The following is a 16,178-nucleotide window of genomic DNA, read 5'->3' as shown; positions in this document are numbered from 1 at the left end:
TTTGGTGGGGCGCCCGGTGCAACGGGCGCCCCACTTTCGTGTGTGGGGTCAGTGAGGGATGGCGAGGGTGCCGTGCGTGCCGAGCCAGGCGGCGAGGCCGTCCCAAAGGCGGGCCTCGCCCTTCGGTGTGAGGCGGGTCGACACGGCCGTCTGCGTGCCGCGGGTGTTCGTGCCGAACGTCGTGCGGTGCGCGCGCGCCCATCCGGCTTCGATCGCCTGCGCGGTCGGCTGGTTGTGGCGGACGGACGCGGTGCGGATGATGATGCCGAGGCGGCCTGCGTGGTCGAACACGTCCTGGTGACGGACCTTCACGCCGGGGAACTTCTCGGAGCAGTGCGCCTTGAAGTCGTTCGCGAGATCCCCGATCGTGCGCAGGCCGTCGGCCTGGCGGAACGTCTCGGCGTGAGCGGCGACGGGCTCAAGTTCGGCGACGCGCGTCTCGAGCGCCTCGACGCGGCGTGCGGTGATCGCGAGCGCCTGGTGCACGATCTCGTCTTCGGTCAGCGCCGGCGTGTAGGACCCCGTGCGCACGACCTGCGGGAGCACCTCCTCGAACGCCCAGCGCTCGAACCGCTCCGCCGACGGGAGCCGCGAACTCGCGATCATCCGGAGCAGGTCAGGTTCGCCGATGACGCGTGCGAGCTGGGCGCGGCCCATGCTGTCTTCGATGGGGTGGTGAATCGCCACCCCACGGCAGTGCGTCTTGATCGCGTTCGTCGTGTCGACGTACCCGAGCGCCGCCGCGACATCACGCGCCACGAACTTAGGCATGCCCTCGATCACCACGACCCGCACATCGGCGCCGTCGAACCCGAACACCTCGAGCGCGCTCATCGCCCGTTCCCCACTCCGTCGAGGCGGTCGAGGCGGCTGAGATCCGACTCAGTCGGGGCATCCGTCCCCACGGTGCCCCGACCGGGGGAACCCGAATCCCCAGCGGGCAGACCGGCATCCCAGCGGCCGGAATCGATGAGCAGCTGCGCGAGCCGCCAGATGATCAGGCCGAGCACGCCCACCAAGCTGAAGAGATCGACATGGCCGCCGACGGTCCAGCCGAAGGCAAGCGCCGCGACTCCCATGGCTATCCACTTCACTGTGCGTAGAAGCCGAGTCACGACTGCTCCCTCGTATTGACGAGCGTCGAACGCACCCAGGCGTCGACATCGGCGCGGGAATAGACGACCGTCTTCGCCGACGGCTTTGCGTATCGCGGCCCCTTTCCGGCGTCGCGCATCCGCTGTAGCAGCGTCATGGTCATCCCGGGGATCACCTCACAGACCTCCGCAGGCGAGAGCCACTCCGCGAACGGCGCCGACGCCCGCGGCTTCATCGCCGTGACGTTGCTCATGACGCGACCGCCCTTGGCTGCGGCGCGGTCGCGCGCTCCCAGAGCAGCGGTAGCGGGATGCCGAGGAATCGAGACAGGAACGCCATCTCGATGGCGTTGAACGGCGTTGCTCCGCTGAGTCGACGGCCGATGGTCTGCTGAGTCGAACCGATAGCGAGCGCGAGTTCCGCGGCGGTGCGGCGCTGGCGAGCGAGCTCGCCTCGAACCTCATCGGCGAAGCGACGGGCCGTTTCCGCTTCATCGGGAAGGGTTGCATGAAGTTCCATGCAGAGACCTTCGCATGGAAATCCATGCAGTGTCAACCTTGTCATGCATCTTGTGCAAAATTCATGCACCTGTCAGGATTGCCACCATGACCGATATTGAGTTCGCCGAACGGTTCTCCGATGCTCTCGTCAGCGAGATCAAGGCCGAGATGGGCAGACAGTCCCTCTCCTCGCGCGGGCTCGGCCGACTCATCGGTAAGTCGTCGCAGTACATGAGCGATCGACTCGACGGCGGCAACACCAAGACTGGCCGGCGGGTGATCCTCAACGTGTGGGACATCTCCGCCATCGCGACCGCCCTCGGTGTTTCCGAGATCGAGCTCATCCAGCGCGCCGACAATGTCGCACGTCGCCGCCAGGATTACGACCTGGTCGCGAACGACTCGATCAACGAGTTCCCCGAAGGCAACGACGCCGACTACGACCACGCATAACCATGCTCTACCGAGGGGGTCCCGCATGGACATCTGGAATCTCGCTGCCGATCTCGGCCTGACAGTCCGCGAACGACGCGGCACCCACCGGAGCGGCTACGCTCCCAACAGCAAGCACATCGACCTCACTCCGGGCATGCGCGGACGCATCCTTCGCGGCGTCATGTGCCACGAGATCGGCCATCATGTGCTCGGCCATCGCCCCACTGACTTCGGGCTCATCCGCAAGCGTCAGGAGGCCGCCGCGAACATCTGGGCAGCGCAGACGCTCATCACGCCCGCGGCCTATGCCGACGCCGAGCACCACCGCGACGGCCACGTCACCTCGATGGCGATCGACCTCAACGTTCCCGACGAGCTCGTCGTCGTCTACCGCAGCACACTCCTGCGCACCGACGCCGCAGTCTACGTCGACCCGCGCATGGGCGCCGGCCAGTTCGCCCACCGCGTCGAGGTGACCTGATGAGCGGCACCGTCAGCGCCTACGAGACCGCAGCCGGAAAGCGGTACCGCGTTCGATACCGCAAGCCGGACAAGTCACAGACCGACAAGCGCGGATTCCGCACGAAGAAGGAAGCCGAACTCTTCCTCGCCTCCGTGACGGTATCGAAGGCGCGAGGCGAGTACCTTGACCCCGCCCTCTCGCGCGTCACCGTCGCACAGCTATACGACACGTGGATCATCGGCAAGAAGTCCTTGAAGCCGTCCGCGTTCGCACAGCTCCCGATCGCATGGCGGCTGCACGTCGAACCGAAGTGGGGCGCGCGCGAGGTCGGCGGCATCCTCCCGTCCGAGGTCCGCACGTGGGTAACCGAGCTGACCCACGACAAGCCTGACGGCACGAAGGGGCGCAGCGCCACCGTCGCGTTGCGAGCGCTCGGCGTACTCGCCGGCGTTCTCGACGTCGCCGTCGACGACAGACGGATCGCCCGAAACCCCGCGCGCGGGATGAAGAACCTGCCACGCAAGCCGAAGCGCAAGGCTGGGCGCGTGTACCTCACGCACGACCAGGTGCACACACTCGCCGCCGAGTCGGCGCGCCCCGAGCTCGTGCTCACGCTCGCCTATACCGGGCTGCGATGGGGTGAGGCGGCCGCTCTGCGCGTTCGCAGCGTCAACCTGCTGCGCCAGCGACTGCACGTCGAGGAGAACGCCGTGCAGGTCGACGGAGTGATCCACGTCGGGACACCGAAGACTTGGCAGATCCGATCGGTGCCCTTCCCGAAGTTCATCGCGCCGATGCTCGAGCGCGCCGCGCGTGGCAAGGGCCCCGACGACCTCCTCTTCGGAGACGGGACGAACCACCTTCGTCCGCCGCGCTTCGGCAACGGATGGTTCGAGGGCGCGGTCTCTCGGGTTCAGGCCCGAGACGACCAGTTCCCGAGGATCACTGCCCACGACCTTCGGCACACGGCAGCGTCGCTCGCGATCGCCGCCGGCGCGAACGTGAAGGCCCTGCAGCGGATGCTCGGCCACGAGTCCGCCGCGATCACTCTCGATGTCTACGCCGACCTGTTCGACGACGATCTCAGCGCCGTGTCGGCGAACCTCGAGACCGCCGCCCGCGCGCAGAGTGTGGGCAAATCGTGGGCAGCACTGCTCGCCTAGATACGACGAAGGCCCGCATCCCCAGTGTTTCCTAGGGGATGCGGGCCTTCGTGTGTGGAGCCGACTACGGGACTCGAACCCGTAACCCCCGTATTACAAGTACGGTGCGCTACCAATTGCGCCAAGTCGGCGGATGCCATCAGCTTAGCGATGACATCGACCCCCTCCGAATCAGGGGGCGGGTGTGGAGGTCGGTGTCGGGGTCGGCGTTTCGCGCGACGCGTCGCTGGCGACGCTGAGGACGAACTGCGAGAACTCGGCGGGATCGTCCATGGCGCCGACGTAGGCCTCGCCGTTCGCCACGATCATCGGGGTCGCGGTCAGCACCAGGTCATCGGAACCGGCGAGCGGGCCGTCCAGCGCCCGGGTCGTGGCTTCCTTGGCCCAGCTGACGAAGTCGCCGTCCTCGATGCACGAGCGGACGGCCTTGCCGTTGCCGACGCCGACCGCGAGAGCGAGATTCGCGAGGTCTTCGTCGGAGAGGCCGTCGCTGCCGACCTCGGGCTGATCGTCGAGCAGCTCGTGGTTGAACGCGTAGAACTGCTCGGGCGAATGCGTGGCGACGCACGCCGCAGCCGCAGCCGAACGCAGCGAGAACTTGGTGCCGTTCGAGCTCGCGGTGAGCAGGGCCACCGGGTGGTAGCTGACCGTGACCGCACCTTCCTTGATCCATCCGGCGAGCTGGCGGGCGTTGGCACGCTCGAACATTCCGGCGTCGGGCGAGAGGTAGTCGACGTAGACGTGGATGTCGACCTTCTCGGACGCCGTCGGCTCCGGCGTCGGAGATTCGGAAGCGCCCGCGTCGGTCGACTCGGGTGTGGGGGTCGTGGGTACCGCAGCGGATCCGGCGAAGGCCTCGACGTCGGTGACGACGACGCCGTCCGATTCCATGCCGGTCGGCGTGAGCCGCGGCTTGGACACCTGCGACGACACCGCCAGCGTCACCGCCGTGCCGATCGCGCCCACCGCGACCAGCGCCACGGCGCCGATGATGATCCGTCGCATGAGGCGCGCCCGCGACTGCTGGGCGTGAACTCTCTGGGCCTTCTCCCGCACGACCTCGCGGGAATTGCGTGGCGTGGGGACGTTCGGCGTTTCGTCGCTCGACATCGTTCCTCTTGTAAGTCTCCAGGGGGGGTCCGGGTTGGCCCCGACCGCCGCTCGGCGACGATCGCCGCAGCGCGCGGCCGAGTTCGATGCTAGCGATTCAGGCTGAGAAATACCCAGGTACCCCGGTTCATGCCATACTGATTCCGACCCAGAGTCGGGTCACGGCGGGTTCACTCCGCCGCTTCATCACTACGGATCGTCCGGCACGTACCTGCCGGTGAAGGAGAAACAACGATGGCATCTGTGACTTTCGACGAGGCCACCCGCTTGTACCCCGGCGGAACCCGTCCCGCTGTCGACAAGCTGAACCTCGAGGTCGGTGACGGCGAATTCCTCGTCCTCGTCGGTCCTTCCGGGTGCGGTAAGTCGACCTCCCTCCGCATGCTGGCCGGCCTCGAAGAGGTCAACGCCGGCCGCATCCTCATCGGCGACCGCGACGTGACCGACGTCCCGCCGAAGGACCGCGACATCGCGATGGTCTTCCAGAACTACGCGCTGTACCCCCACATGACGGTCGCCGAGAACATGGGCTTCGCCCTGAAGATCGCGGGCGTCGGCAAGGAAGAGCGTGCGGCCCGCGTGCTCGAAGCCGCCAAGCTGCTCGACCTCGAGCCCTACCTGACCCGCAAGCCGAAGGCCCTCTCGGGTGGTCAGCGTCAGCGTGTCGCCATGGGACGCGCCATCGTGCGTCAGCCGCAGGTGTTCCTCATGGACGAGCCGCTGTCGAACCTCGACGCCAAGCTCCGCGTGCAGACGCGTACGCAGATCGCCTCGCTGCAGCGCCGTCTCGGTGTCACCACGGTCTACGTCACCCACGACCAGACCGAGGCTCTGACCATGGGCGACCGCATCGCGGTCCTCAAGGACGGCCTCCTGCAGCAGGTGGGCTCCCCGCGCGACCTGTACGAGAAGCCGAACAACGTCTTCGTGGCCGGCTTCATCGGTTCGCCCGCGATGAACCTGTTCGCTGCCGACCTCGCCGACGGCGGCATCCGCTTCGGCTCGGAGATCGTCCCGCTCGATCGCGACACGGTCGGCCGCGCCAACGGCAGCCAGGTCACGGTCGGTGTGCGTCCCGAGGACATCACGGTCGGACCGGCCGACGGCAAGGGTCTTCCCGTCGTCGTCGACCTGGTCGAAGAGCTCGGCGCCGACGGCTACCTCTACGGCCACACCGAGATCAACGGCAAGCGCAGTGACATCGTCGCCCGTGTCGACGGCCGCAACCACCCGAACGCCGGCGAGACGGTCACGCTCGCGGCGAACCCGGGCCACGTGCACGCGTTCGACATCGAGTCCGGCGACCGCCTGAACGACAAGCCGGTCGTCTCCGTCTGATCGGATCCACAGACGCGGCGCAGGCTGACTTCGGTCGCCTGCGCCGCGTCTCTTTCTGTCTCCGTCGTCACCCCGCGTTCAGGGAGCACCATGCACGATTCACTGCGGATCACCGCGAGCAAGATCGATCCGGGCCTCCTGGCCCTCCCCTGGTCCACGACGCTCGCGAAGTGGCCCTCGGAGTACATCGTGTCCCTCCCGAAGGGTCTTTCCCGCCATCTCGTGCGCTTCGCCGACCTCTCCGGCCGCGTGATCGCGGTGAAGGAGACCACGGCCGAGATGGCCCAACGCGAATACGACATGCTGGGCAACCTCGCTCGGCTCGATGTCCCCTGCGTCGACCGCGTCGCCGTGATCGCCGGACGTACGGACGCCGACGGGGAGCCGCTGCCGGCAGCCCTCGTGACAGCGCATCTGCGCTTCTCCATGCCCTATCGCGCGCTGTTCACCCGCGTCCTCCGTCCGGATACGGCCACCCGGCTCGTGGACGCCTTGGCACTCCTCCTGGTGCGCCTGCACAACGTCGGCTTCTACTGGGGCGATGTCTCCCTGTCGAACACGCTGTTCCGTCGCGACGCCGGAGCCTTCGCGGCGTATCTGGTCGACGCCGAGACCGGGGAACTGCACGAGGAGGGGCTGACCGACGGCCAACGTGCCTACGACCTCGACCTCGCCCGCACGAACATCGCCGGGGAGATCATGGACCTCGCCGCCGGGGGCCGCCTGGAGCACGGTGTGGACGCCATCGCGATCGCCGACGGCATCGTGTCCTCGTATCGGTCCCTGTGGGCGGAGCTGACCGCCCAGGAGTCGTTCTCTGCCGCGGAGACGTGGCGCATCACGGAACGCGTCGAGCGTCTCAACGCTCTGGGCTTCGACATCGACGAGATGTCCATGTCGACGACGGCGGATGGCACGGTCGTCGAGATCCAACCGAAGGTGGTGGACGCCGGTCACCACCAGCGCCGCCTGATCCGCCTGACAGGGCTCGACGTCGAAGAGAACCAGGCCCGGCGCCTGCTCAACGACCTCGACGAGTTCCGCGCCCGTTCGACGAAGCAGTGGTCCGACGAGGAGATGTACGCGCACGAGTGGCTCACGCGGGTCTTCGAGCCCGTCGTCCGCGCGATCCCGTACGAACTGCGCGCCAAGCTCGAGCCCGCGGAGGTGTTCCACCAGGTACTGGAGCACCGGTGGTACCTGTCACAGGCGCAGGGGCGTTCCGTGCCGCTCGCGGAGGTCCTGACGAGCTACATCAACGAGGTGTTGCGCCACCGCCGTGACGAGGCCACCATCATGGGTCCACCCACCGAGACGATGAGCCTGCCCGTCATCACCGGGGTGACTCCCGTCACCGACGACGACGAGGACATCGACTGGCGGGACCTGGTCTGAGCGCCGAAACCCCTCTTCATCGTCGATACCCCCGGTGGTCGGCGCCGGAGCCCGGGGGTTTCGACACGGCAGGGGGGCGTCGACCGCCCGAGACGGGGTCGCGCCCGGTAGGCGCGGTCGCGCCGGTACGCGCGGTCAGTAGCCGACCGTGAAGCGCTCGCGGTGGTGATTCCCCTGCTCGATCTCGTCGACCACGGCCATCGCGAAGTCCGCACCGGAGATGAACGACTTCCCCTCGGCATCGCGGACGATCACGTCACCGCCGTCGCGGTAGTGTCCGGTGCGCTCACCCTCGGCCCAGGGACCGAAGACCTCTGCGGGGTGGATGAAGAACCAGTCGAGATCCTCGTCCGTGCTCTCCAGGAGCGCGAGAGAATCGATGCCGACCTGCGCTTCGTGCTTGTACTCCTCGGGGAAGTCCTGATCGAACAGACGCGGTCCGCCCGGAGCGACGAGGCTGCCACCTGCTCCTCCGACCACACCGAGACGCGTCGGCGTACCGGCGAGCTGAGAGACGACATTGGTCAACGCCTCCAACGCCCGATCGGCCATGTCCCCGCGCGGTGAGAGCGCCGAGACGACGGCGTCCGCACCGACGAAGGCGTCCGCGAGCGACGCCGGCTCCAGCGCAGAGCCCTGCACGTAGGCTGCGCCCGCCACCGGATCAGTCGCCTCCGAGCGCGAGATCGCGATCACGGCATGTCCTCGACTCACCGCCTCGGCGACGATATGACGACCGGCGTACCCGGTTCCTCCGAGGACGATGATGCGAGCCATGGTGGACCTCTCTCTGGGCGTGCGGCTAGGACTGCTTCGCGGCGCGGACCGTCGCCACCTGATACAGCGCGACCGACGTCGCGATACCGGCGTTCAGCGACTCCGTCGCGGCGGAGATCGGGATCGAGACGATCTGGTCGCACGTCTCGGTGACGAGCCGCGACAGCCCCTTGCCCTCCGAACCCACGACGATCACCACGGGACGATCGGCGAGCTGCAGGTCGGGAAGCGACACATCGCCGCCACCGTCGAGTCCGAGCACGAACACGCCCTGCTTCTTGAACTCCTTGAGCTGCGTCGTGAGGTTCGTCGCGAGTGCCACCGGGATCCTCGCAGCGGCGCCCGCGCTGGTCTTCCAGGCCGCGGAGTTCACCCCGGCGGAACGGCGCTGCGGCAGGATGATGCCGTGACCGCCGAACGCGGCAGCGGATCGGATGATCGCTCCGAGGTTGCGGGGATCGGTGACACCGTCCAGCGCCACGAACAGCGGCACCTCGCCCTGGTCGATGACCTTCTCGAGGAGGTCCTGCGGGTGGGCGTACTCGTACGGGGGCACCTTGACCGCGACGCCCTGGTGCACGCCGTCGAAGCCGGCCATGCGGTCGAGCTCCTGCCGGGTGACCTCCATCACGGGGATTCCGCGATGGGTCGCGATCGACAGCATCTCCTTGACGCGGTCGTCCATCTCCACGCGCTGCGCGATGTAGAAGGCCGTCGCGGGGATCTTCGCCCGCAGCGCCTCGAGCACCGAGTTGCGCCCGGTGACCGTCTCGGTGTCGGTGGTGTTGTCCTTCGCCCTCGCGGAGCGGTTGGGATTGCCGCCCGAGGTCTGGCGCTGTCCACCGGGCTTGCCCTTGCCCCCGGAGGCGGCATAGCGCTCAGCTGCTGCCTTGCGCTTGCCCGCGGGGTGCCAGGCGCGGTCCTCCGCCTTCGGGGTCGGACCGCGGCCCTCGAGTGCCTTGCGCCCGAGTCCGCCTGTGCCCTTGGTCGGGCCCTTCTTCTTACCGTTGCTCGCGCCGGGGCGCTGTGGCTTAGCCATCGATACTCCAATGAGTTCCGGCCGGAGTGTCCTCCAGCGTGATTCCTGCGGCGGCGATCGCGTCTCGGATGCGATCCGCCGCCGCCCAGTCCTTGTCAGCGCGAGCCTGCGCGCGCTGGGTGATCATCGTCTGGACGAGGGCGTCCAGAGTGCGGTGCTCGGCGAGGTCTGCCCCACCGGACGGGAGTTCGTCGAATCCGAGGAGGCGGACCATCGCGTCCACCTGGACGAAAGCGGTCCAGGCCTCCTCCTTCGACCCGGCGTCGAGTGCCGAGTTGCCGCGGCGCACGGTGTCGTGCAGTACGGCCAGCGCATGAGGGACCCCCAGGTCGTCGTCCATCGCGTCCGCGAACGCATCCGGAACAGCCGCATCGCCCTCAGCGTCATCCGTCATGCCGGGAACGGCGCGGCGGACGCGAGCGGCGAAGGTGTCGATGCGCGCCAACGCGGCCTCGGCCTCCGCCCAGGACGATTCGCTGAGGTCGAGGCTCGATCGGTAGTGCGCGGCGGCGAGCGCATAGCGCACCACCCGCGGGTCATGTGCAGACAGGACGTCCGCCGCCAAGGTGAAGTTGCCCAGCGACTTGGACATCTTCTGCCCGGCCACGGTCACGAGTCCGTTGTGCACCCAGTAGCGGGCGAAACCGTCGCCCGCCGCCGTCGACTGCGCGAGCTCGTTCTCGTGATGCGGGAATCGCAGGTCGAGCCCGCCGCCGTGGATGTCGAACTCCGCGCCGAGGTAGCGCTTCGCCATGGCGGAGCACTCGATGTGCCACCCAGGACGACCGGCGCCCCACGGCGAGGCCCACGTCGCGTCCGCCGGTTCCTCCGGCTTGGCGCCTTTCCAGAGCGCGAAGTCCTGCGGGTTCCGCTTGCCTCGGGGGTCGGCATCCTCCGCGGGCTCCATGGCGTCGATGGACTGATGCGTGAGGGAGCCGTACTCCGCCCAGGAGCGCACGTCGAAGTACACGTCTCCCGAGTCGTCGGGGGCGGGGTAGGCGTGTCCGCGGGTGATCAGACCAGCGATCAGCTCCTGCATCTGAGGAACGGATGCCGTGGCGCGAGGCTCGTAGGTCGGAGGAAGGATGCCGACACCGGCATACGCGGCCGTGAACTCCTGCTCCATGCGGTAGGCCAGTGCCCACCAGGGCTCCGCATCCGTCGCATTGGCGAGCACCTTGTCGTCGATGTCGGTGACGTTGCGCACGAAGGTGACCCGACCATAGCGGTGGGCCAACCAGCGACGCAGCAGATCGAAGCTCAGGGCCGCTCGGACGTGCCCGATGTGGGGTCCGGATTGCACCGTGGGTCCGCACACGTACATCGTGATGTTCTCGGGATCGAGAGGCACGAAGTCGCGCAACACCGCAGCGCGGGTGTCGTAGAGGCGGAGAGTCACCGCTCAAGCCTACTCGGCGACTGCTGAGCGACCGCCCCGCGATGACGATTCATGCGGCGTGTGACGATCTGAACGTGGTGGACCGTCACCCGTCGCGCGGATCGACGGCCACCACGACCGCGACCGCCGTCACCGCGATGCCCTCGCCCCGCCCGGGAAAGCCCAGCCGGTCGGTCGTGGTCGCTGTGACGGACACGGGAGCGCCCAGCACGGAGGACAAGACGCCTTCCGCCTCGCGACGACGCACGCTGAAGCGCGGCCGGTTCCCCTGCAGCTGCACGGAGACGTTGCCGATCTCGAAGCCCGCGTCTGCCAGCAGCTCACGGGTGCGCGCGAGGAAGACCTCCGCATGTGCGCCCGCGTACTCCGGGTGCGAGGTGCCGAAGTGCTCGCCGATGTCCCCGAGGCCGGCGGCGCCGAGGAGAGCATCGACGATCGCGTGTGCGACCGCATCCCCGTCGGAGTGTCCGGAGAGGGGCTGCTCCCCCGGCCATTCCACGCCGGCGAGCCAGAGGTTCCCCTCGCCGCCGAACGCATGCACATCGGTGCCGATGCCGATTCGAGGGATGACGGGACGAGTGATCGGCGCCTCCTGCGGTGCGTGCGCCGGCGTTGCAGACGCACCGACCAGGTGCCGGGCGCGCTCGAGGTCATCGGGGGTGGTGATCTTGAACGCTCGAGCGGAACCGTCGATGTGCCGCACCGTGTTCCCGGCCGCGGCGAACAACGCCGCGTCGTCGGTGTACTCGACCCCCGCGGAGACGGCTGCCGCGTAGGCCGCTTCGAGCGCAGCGCGGGGAAAGCCCTGCGGCGTCTGCGCCGCGGCGAGCTCGGAACGGTCTACCGCGGCCACCACGGCACCTTCCGCCACCTTCTTGAGCGTGTCGACCACGGGGAGCGCGGGCACGACTCCTTCCTGCGCGGTGACGGCACGCGCGACCGCATCGATCTGGGAGGGTGGCGTGAGGGCGCGCGCCGCGTCGTGCACGAGCACGGTCTTCACGTCGCCCCAGAGCGCGTCGAGCCCCGCGGCGACGGACTGCTGCCGCGTCGCGCCGCCCGTCACGACGCGACCGAGGTCTCGCCGGTCTCCTGCGGCGGCTTCGAGTTCCGCCAACGCGTCGCCCTCGTGGCCGGCAGGTGCGACGACGATCACCTGCGCAGGCAGGGCTGCGAACACGCCGTCCAGGGCATGCCGGAGGATCGAATGCGCGTCGATCCCCACGAGAGCCTTCGGCGCCCCCGCCTCCAGCCGAGTGCCGGAGCCGGCGGCGACGACGATGATCGCGATGTCGGGGACAGGAAGCAGGGTCACCCTCTCACGCTACCGCGTGGCAGGGACGACGAAGGGGCGGATGCCGCAGCATCCGCCCCTTCGTCGAGAACTCAGGAAGCGAGGACCTCGTCGAGCAGTGCGCCCGCCTTGTCCTCATCGGTCTTCTCCGCGAGCGCGAGCTCGGAGATGAGGATCTGACGAGCCTTCGCCAGCATCCGCTTCTCGCCCGCCGACAACCCGCGGTCCTGATCGCGACGCCACAGGTCGCGGACGACCTCGCTCACCTTGATGACATCGCCGGAGGCGAGCTTCTCGAGGTTCGCCTTGTACCGGCGGGACCAGTTCGTGGGCTCCTCCGTGAAGGGTGCACGCAGCACCTCGAACACGTGGTCGAGGCCCTCTTTCCCGATCACATCGCGAACGCCGACCAGGTCGACATTCTCAGCAGGAACCTCGATGATGAGATCGCCCTGGGTGACGTTGAGCTTCAGATATTTCTTCGCCTCACCCTTGATGATGCGCTCCTTGACCTCGATGATGGTCGCAGCGCCATGGTGGGGATAGACGACGGTTTCGCCAACCTCAAAAAGCATAAAAACGTGTCCTTTCGGCAACCTCAAGGATACCACAGGGCAGATGCGCTAAGGTTCGCGCCCCAGGGCCGCAGAGTCGCTCACGACTTACCCATAGAATGGATGCGGATATCCCGCCGGACCTCAGGAGGACCCGTGAAATCGCGCCTTGTTGCGTCTGCAGCCCTCAGCGCCCTCGTTCTGCTCGGCGCGACCGGGTGCACGTTCATCACCCCGCAGTCGACGAAGATCGAGTATCCGGCGTCCGACGGTGTGAACATCTCCGACGCCGACGGCCCGATCGACGTGCGCAACGCCCTCGTGATCGCGACGGAGGACGGATCGATCGGCAACTTCATCGCCGCCGTCGTGAACCCCACCGAAGAGAGCGCCACACTCACGATCTCCCTCGGAGACGGCAACGATTTCAAGGTCACGGTCCCTGCGGGCGAGACGAAGAGCCTGGGTGCCGACGAAGAGCCGCTGCGCATCGTCGGACTCGACACCAAGCCGGGTGCGACCGTCGAGATGCACTTCCAGTCCGGAGACTCCACCGGCAAGGCCGACGTTCCCGTGCTCGACGGCTCTCTCCCCTACTACTCGGACCTCGTCCCCTCGGAGTCGGTGCGCACATCGGCACCGACGCCGATGCCGACCGACACGGCGGCGCCTGCTCCCTCGGAGTGACCCCGCGTCGAACACAGAGGAGGCCGGCACCTTACGGGGTGCCTGCCTCCTCTGTGTTCAGCCCTCGAAGCGGTAGCCCAGGCCGCGCACCGTGACGAGCATCACCGGTTCGCTCGGGTTCTCCTCGATGCGCGAACGGATGCGCTTGATGTGCACGTCGAGCGTCTTGGTGTCGCCGAAGTAGTCGCTCCCCCAGACCCGGTCGATGAGCTGACCGCGGGTGAGCACGCGCCCGGAGTTGCGCATCAGGACCTCGAGGAGCTCGAACTCCTTCAGCGGCATGTTGATCTGCTCACCCGCGACGGACACGGTGTGCCGGTCGATGTCGAGTGAGACCCTGCCGCCGTCGAGCACGCGTTCGTCGAGCTCGCCGTCGGCCTGCACGACCCGGCGCAGCACGGCGCGCATCCGCGCGAGCAGTTCACGCGACGAGTACGGCTTGGTGATGTAGTCGTCGGCGCCCAGCTCGAGCCCGACCACGATGTCGACCTCGGAGTCCTTCGCCGTGAGCATGATGATCGGCACGGCCGACGTCGAGCGGATCTGACGGCACACCTCGGTGCCCGGCATCCCGGGCAGCATCAGGTCGAGCAGCACGATGTCCGCGCCCCGCTCCCGGAACGCGGAGAGCGCGCCGGGGCCGTCCTCCGCGATCTCCACCTCGTAGCCTTCACGGCGAAGCAGATACGCGAGCGGGTCGGCGAGGTCGGGCTCGTCCTCGACGAGAAGGATTCGGGTCATGTTCTCTCTCCGTTTCGAACGCGCGCGGATGCCGCAGCCTTGGCGGCCTTGCGCGCACGCTTCTTCTTGCTCTTCTTGCCCGAGTCGCCGTGCTCCGGGGCGTCGATCCGAGGAAGCCGGATCGTGAAGGTGGAGCCGCGTCCGGGGCGGGACCACAGCCGCACCTCCCCACCGTGGCGCTGCGTGGCGTGCTTGACGATCGACAGCCCCAGTCCCGTGCCGCCCGTGCGTCGGGAACGGGCCTCATCCGCTCGGTAGAACCGCTCGAAGATGCGCTCACGGTCCGCTTCCGCGATACCGATGCCCTGGTCCGACACCGCGATCTCGACCACTCCGTCCTCGGCGCGCACGCCGACGCCCACCCGGGACCCCCGGGGCGAGTAGACGATGGCGTTGGCGATCAGGTTGCCGACCGCCTCGATGAGGATCTGGGCGTCACCGCGCACCCAGACGCCGCGGTCCCCGCCTCTGGCGAGCTCGACTCCGGCGGAATCGGCCTGTACCACGTGGCCCTCTATCGAGGACGCGATGACCTCGTCGATCGCCACGGGACCGACCTTGGTCAGACCGTCCTCGGCCTGGAGGCGGGACAGGCTCATGATCCGGCCCGTGAGCTGTCCGAGTCGCCCGGCCTCCGCCGCGATGCGGGCGGCGAAGATGCGCACCTGCGCGGGATCGTCGGCCGCCGACTCGATGGCCTCGGCGAGAAGGCTCACTGCGCCCACCGGTGTCTTCAGCTCGTGACTCGTGTTGGCGACGAAATCCCGGCGCATCTGATCGAGGCGTTCCTGCTCGGTGACGTCGCGGATGATCAGCAGCACCAGGCGCGTGCCGATCACGCTCGCGCGCGCCGACACGAGTCGTGGATCGAGGCTCAATCCTCCCCGCGTGATGCGCATCGACTCGGTGACGGAGCCTCCTGTGTCCCGCACGACACGTACGAGCTGACGGAGCTCCGGGTTGTCAAGCGTCGCCCCGACCTCGATACCGAAGCGGGTCGCGGCCTGCGAGGAGGCGAGAACCATGCCGGAGCTGTCCACGATCGCCGCTGCATCGTCCATGCTGCGCAGAACGTCGGTGATACCAGCCGGGACGGCCAGCGACGTCTCCTCCTGCACACGTGCGCGTGCCCGGTATGCCCAGGCCACGAGCAGGGAGAGGCCGACACCGATCACCAGCCCGATGGCGAGCGAGGACAGCGCGAGCTGCGGCAAGGTCATGTCACAAGCGTAGAGTGCGTTCACCGTCCGTCCGGCGGGTTTCCGCGCCCTGGCGGGAACAGGGGAAGTACTATTCACGTGCTGGGCACCGTTCGTTAACCTTCGAAGCGGACAATCGCTTCGGGCTTGTGCGGGAGCACAGACCTGCTCTCGTGCGGACGACCCGCCGTCTCGCGCTGACACAGCCGAGATCCGAATGAAAGGTTGCGCCCCAACATGCGCGAAGTGTTCCACCAGTCCCTCGAGGATCTTCAGAACCGCCTGGTCGAGATCGCCGACCTCGTCACGGTCTCCATCGACAAGGCCACCCGGGCATTCGCCACGAGCGACGTGGCACTGGCCGAGGAGGTCATCGCCGACGACGCGAAGATCGACGAACTGGCCGTCGCCCTCGACGAGCAGGCGATCGAGATCCTCGCCCGCCAGCAGCCGGTCGCACGCGACCTGCGCATCGTCGTGACGGCTCTGCGCGTGAGCGCCTCGCTCGAGCGCATGGGCGACATGTCGGAGCACATCGCCCAGCTCGCCCGCCTCCGCTTCCCCGAGCGCGCCATCCCGAAGGGCCTCAAGGGCACGTTCGTGAAGATGGGCGAGCTCGACGTCGAGGTCGCGCGCACGCTGTCGGAGCTGCTGCGCACACAGGACCTGCGTTTCGCCGACGCCATCCGCAACGCGGACGACGATGTCGACGAACTGCACGCCACCGTCTTCGAGAAGGTACTCAGCGACAACTGGAAGGGCGAAGCCACGGCGACCGTCGATGCCACGCTCGCCAGCCGCTACCACGAGCGTTTCGCCGACCACGCGGTGGCCGTCGCGAAGAAGGTCGTCTACCTCTCGACCGGCGACTGGGCGGTCGAGGAGGAGGACATCCCCCTCGCCGTCGAACAGCAGGAACTGGAGCAGCAGGAACACGGCCACGCCTGACCCGTCTCTCCTTCCCTCCCCCCTCCGGTTCCTCCGGACAT

At 67.9% G+C, this 16,178-nt stretch carries 19 protein-coding genes and 1 tRNA gene; 7 read left to right on the top strand and 13 right to left on the bottom strand.

From position 1 onward, the window contains the following. Window positions 1-48: 48 nt before the first annotated feature. Genes E0W80_RS04330 through E0W80_RS04315 form a run of 4 tightly spaced genes read right to left on the bottom strand, consistent with a single transcriptional unit; the run spans window position 49 to window position 1,614 of the window. Complete coding sequence (locus E0W80_RS04330) at window positions 49-834, bottom strand: phage antirepressor KilAC domain-containing protein (protein ID WP_131491436.1); 786 nt, start codon at window positions 832-834, stop codon at window positions 49-51. Continuing rightward, window positions 831-1,115 carry a hypothetical protein gene (locus tag E0W80_RS04325; protein ID WP_131491435.1) on the bottom strand — a complete coding sequence of 95 codons (285 nt, stop codon included), beginning with the start codon at window positions 1,113-1,115 and terminating at the stop codon, window positions 831-833. Before E0W80_RS04325 ends, E0W80_RS04330 begins: the two co-directional genes overlap by 4 nt. Beyond that, window positions 1,112-1,348: a helix-turn-helix domain-containing protein gene (locus tag E0W80_RS04320; protein WP_131491434.1), complete on the bottom strand. Its 237-nt coding sequence runs from the start codon at window positions 1,346-1,348 to the stop codon at window positions 1,112-1,114. The genes E0W80_RS04325 and E0W80_RS04320 overlap by 4 nt, the downstream gene beginning before the upstream one ends. Continuing rightward, the gene (locus E0W80_RS04315) at window positions 1,345-1,614 is read right to left on the bottom strand and encodes a helix-turn-helix transcriptional regulator (RefSeq protein ID WP_131491433.1); all 270 of its coding nucleotides are present in this window, start codon (window positions 1,612-1,614) and stop codon (window positions 1,345-1,347) included. The genes E0W80_RS04320 and E0W80_RS04315 overlap by 4 nt, the downstream gene beginning before the upstream one ends. 86 nt (window positions 1,615-1,700) lie before the next feature. Here E0W80_RS04315 and E0W80_RS04310 point away from each other — a divergent pair, with 86 nt between their 5' ends. The 3 genes from E0W80_RS04310 to E0W80_RS04300 are packed head-to-tail and all read left to right on the top strand — an operon-like array spanning window position 1,701 to window position 3,656. After that, window positions 1,701-2,048, top strand: a complete 348-nt coding sequence (locus E0W80_RS04310; protein WP_131491432.1) for a hypothetical protein — start codon at window positions 1,701-1,703, stop codon at window positions 2,046-2,048. 25 nt (window positions 2,049-2,073) lie between these two features. Then, window positions 2,074-2,511, top strand: a complete 438-nt coding sequence (locus E0W80_RS04305; RefSeq protein ID WP_165875388.1) for an ImmA/IrrE family metallo-endopeptidase — start codon at window positions 2,074-2,076, stop codon at window positions 2,509-2,511. Continuing rightward, window positions 2,511-3,656, top strand: coding sequence for a tyrosine-type recombinase/integrase (locus E0W80_RS04300; protein ID WP_131491430.1), 1,146 nt, complete (start codon window positions 2,511-2,513; stop codon window positions 3,654-3,656). Before E0W80_RS04305 ends, E0W80_RS04300 begins: the two co-directional genes overlap by 1 nt. A gap of 55 nt (window positions 3,657-3,711) precedes the next feature. Here the strand turns inward: E0W80_RS04300 and E0W80_RS04295 are convergent. Together E0W80_RS04295 and E0W80_RS04290 are read right to left on the bottom strand one after the other, a co-directional pair. Then, a tRNA-Thr gene (locus E0W80_RS04295) sits at window positions 3,712-3,787 on the bottom strand. Between the two features lie 40 nt (window positions 3,788-3,827). Then, window positions 3,828-4,766 carry a thioredoxin domain-containing protein gene (locus E0W80_RS04290; RefSeq protein ID WP_131491429.1) on the bottom strand — a complete coding sequence of 313 codons (939 nt, stop codon included), beginning with the start codon at window positions 4,764-4,766 and terminating at the stop codon, window positions 3,828-3,830. 234 nt (window positions 4,767-5,000) lie between these two features. On the opposite strand from E0W80_RS04290, the gene ugpC reads away from it, so the two are divergent. Both ugpC and E0W80_RS04280 read left to right on the top strand, forming a co-directional pair. Next, window positions 5,001-6,104 carry a sn-glycerol-3-phosphate ABC transporter ATP-binding protein UgpC gene (gene ugpC / locus E0W80_RS04285; RefSeq protein ID WP_047521512.1) on the top strand — a complete coding sequence of 368 codons (1,104 nt, stop codon included), beginning with the start codon at window positions 5,001-5,003 and terminating at the stop codon, window positions 6,102-6,104. A gap of 90 nt (window positions 6,105-6,194) precedes the next feature. Then, window positions 6,195-7,499, top strand: coding sequence for a DUF4032 domain-containing protein (locus E0W80_RS04280; RefSeq protein ID WP_047521514.1), 1,305 nt, complete (start codon window positions 6,195-6,197; stop codon window positions 7,497-7,499). Between the two features lie 135 nt (window positions 7,500-7,634). On the opposite strand, the gene E0W80_RS04275 is transcribed toward E0W80_RS04280, so the two are convergent. The 5 genes from E0W80_RS04275 to E0W80_RS04255 all read right to left on the bottom strand — a co-directional run bounded on the left by E0W80_RS04275 (window position 7,635) and on the right by E0W80_RS04255 (window position 12,583). Next, window positions 7,635-8,276, bottom strand: a complete 642-nt coding sequence (locus tag E0W80_RS04275) for an NAD(P)H-binding protein (protein ID WP_131491428.1) — start codon at window positions 8,274-8,276, stop codon at window positions 7,635-7,637. Window positions 8,277-8,301: 25 nt separating this feature from the next. Continuing rightward, the gene (gene rlmB, locus E0W80_RS04270) at window positions 8,302-9,315 is read right to left on the bottom strand and encodes a 23S rRNA (guanosine(2251)-2'-O)-methyltransferase RlmB (protein WP_047521519.1); all 1,014 of its coding nucleotides are present in this window, start codon (window positions 9,313-9,315) and stop codon (window positions 8,302-8,304) included. Beyond that, window positions 9,308-10,714 carry a cysteine--tRNA ligase gene (cysS, locus tag E0W80_RS04265; RefSeq protein WP_131491427.1) on the bottom strand — a complete coding sequence of 469 codons (1,407 nt, stop codon included), beginning with the start codon at window positions 10,712-10,714 and terminating at the stop codon, window positions 9,308-9,310. The genes rlmB and cysS overlap by 8 nt, the downstream gene beginning before the upstream one ends. 85 nt (window positions 10,715-10,799) lie before the next feature. After that, window positions 10,800-12,029, bottom strand: coding sequence for a 2-C-methyl-D-erythritol 4-phosphate cytidylyltransferase (gene ispD, locus E0W80_RS04260; RefSeq protein ID WP_131491426.1), 1,230 nt, complete (start codon window positions 12,027-12,029; stop codon window positions 10,800-10,802). Between the two features lie 71 nt (window positions 12,030-12,100). Then, window positions 12,101-12,583, bottom strand: coding sequence for a CarD family transcriptional regulator (locus E0W80_RS04255; protein WP_017201416.1), 483 nt, complete (start codon window positions 12,581-12,583; stop codon window positions 12,101-12,103). Between the two features lie 135 nt (window positions 12,584-12,718). Here E0W80_RS04255 and E0W80_RS04250 point away from each other — a divergent pair, with 135 nt between their 5' ends. Next, window positions 12,719-13,249 (top strand): DNA modification methylase, encoded by a 531-nt coding sequence (locus tag E0W80_RS04250; RefSeq protein ID WP_131491425.1) that lies wholly within the window; start codon window positions 12,719-12,721, stop codon window positions 13,247-13,249. 57 nt (window positions 13,250-13,306) lie between these two features. On the opposite strand, the gene E0W80_RS04245 is transcribed toward E0W80_RS04250, so the two are convergent. Beyond that, complete coding sequence (locus tag E0W80_RS04245) at window positions 13,307-13,990, bottom strand: response regulator transcription factor (protein WP_047521528.1); 684 nt, start codon at window positions 13,988-13,990, stop codon at window positions 13,307-13,309. Then, complete coding sequence (locus tag E0W80_RS04240; protein WP_131491424.1) at window positions 13,987-15,210, bottom strand: ATP-binding protein; 1,224 nt, start codon at window positions 15,208-15,210, stop codon at window positions 13,987-13,989. Before E0W80_RS04240 ends, E0W80_RS04245 begins: the two co-directional genes overlap by 4 nt. 216 nt (window positions 15,211-15,426) lie before the next feature. Between E0W80_RS04240 and phoU the strand changes: the two genes are divergently transcribed. Next, window positions 15,427-16,137, top strand: coding sequence for a phosphate signaling complex protein PhoU (gene phoU / locus E0W80_RS04235; protein ID WP_047521531.1), 711 nt, complete (start codon window positions 15,427-15,429; stop codon window positions 16,135-16,137). Window positions 16,138-16,178 lie beyond the last annotated feature (41 nt).

It is taken from the genome of Microbacterium sp. PI-1, assembly GCF_004337555.1.
Classification (GTDB): domain Bacteria; phylum Actinomycetota; class Actinomycetes; order Actinomycetales; family Microbacteriaceae; genus Microbacterium; species Microbacterium aurugineum.
Note: the sequence above shows the minus strand (reverse complement) of the source record. Positions and strands in the feature narration are given on the sequence as shown.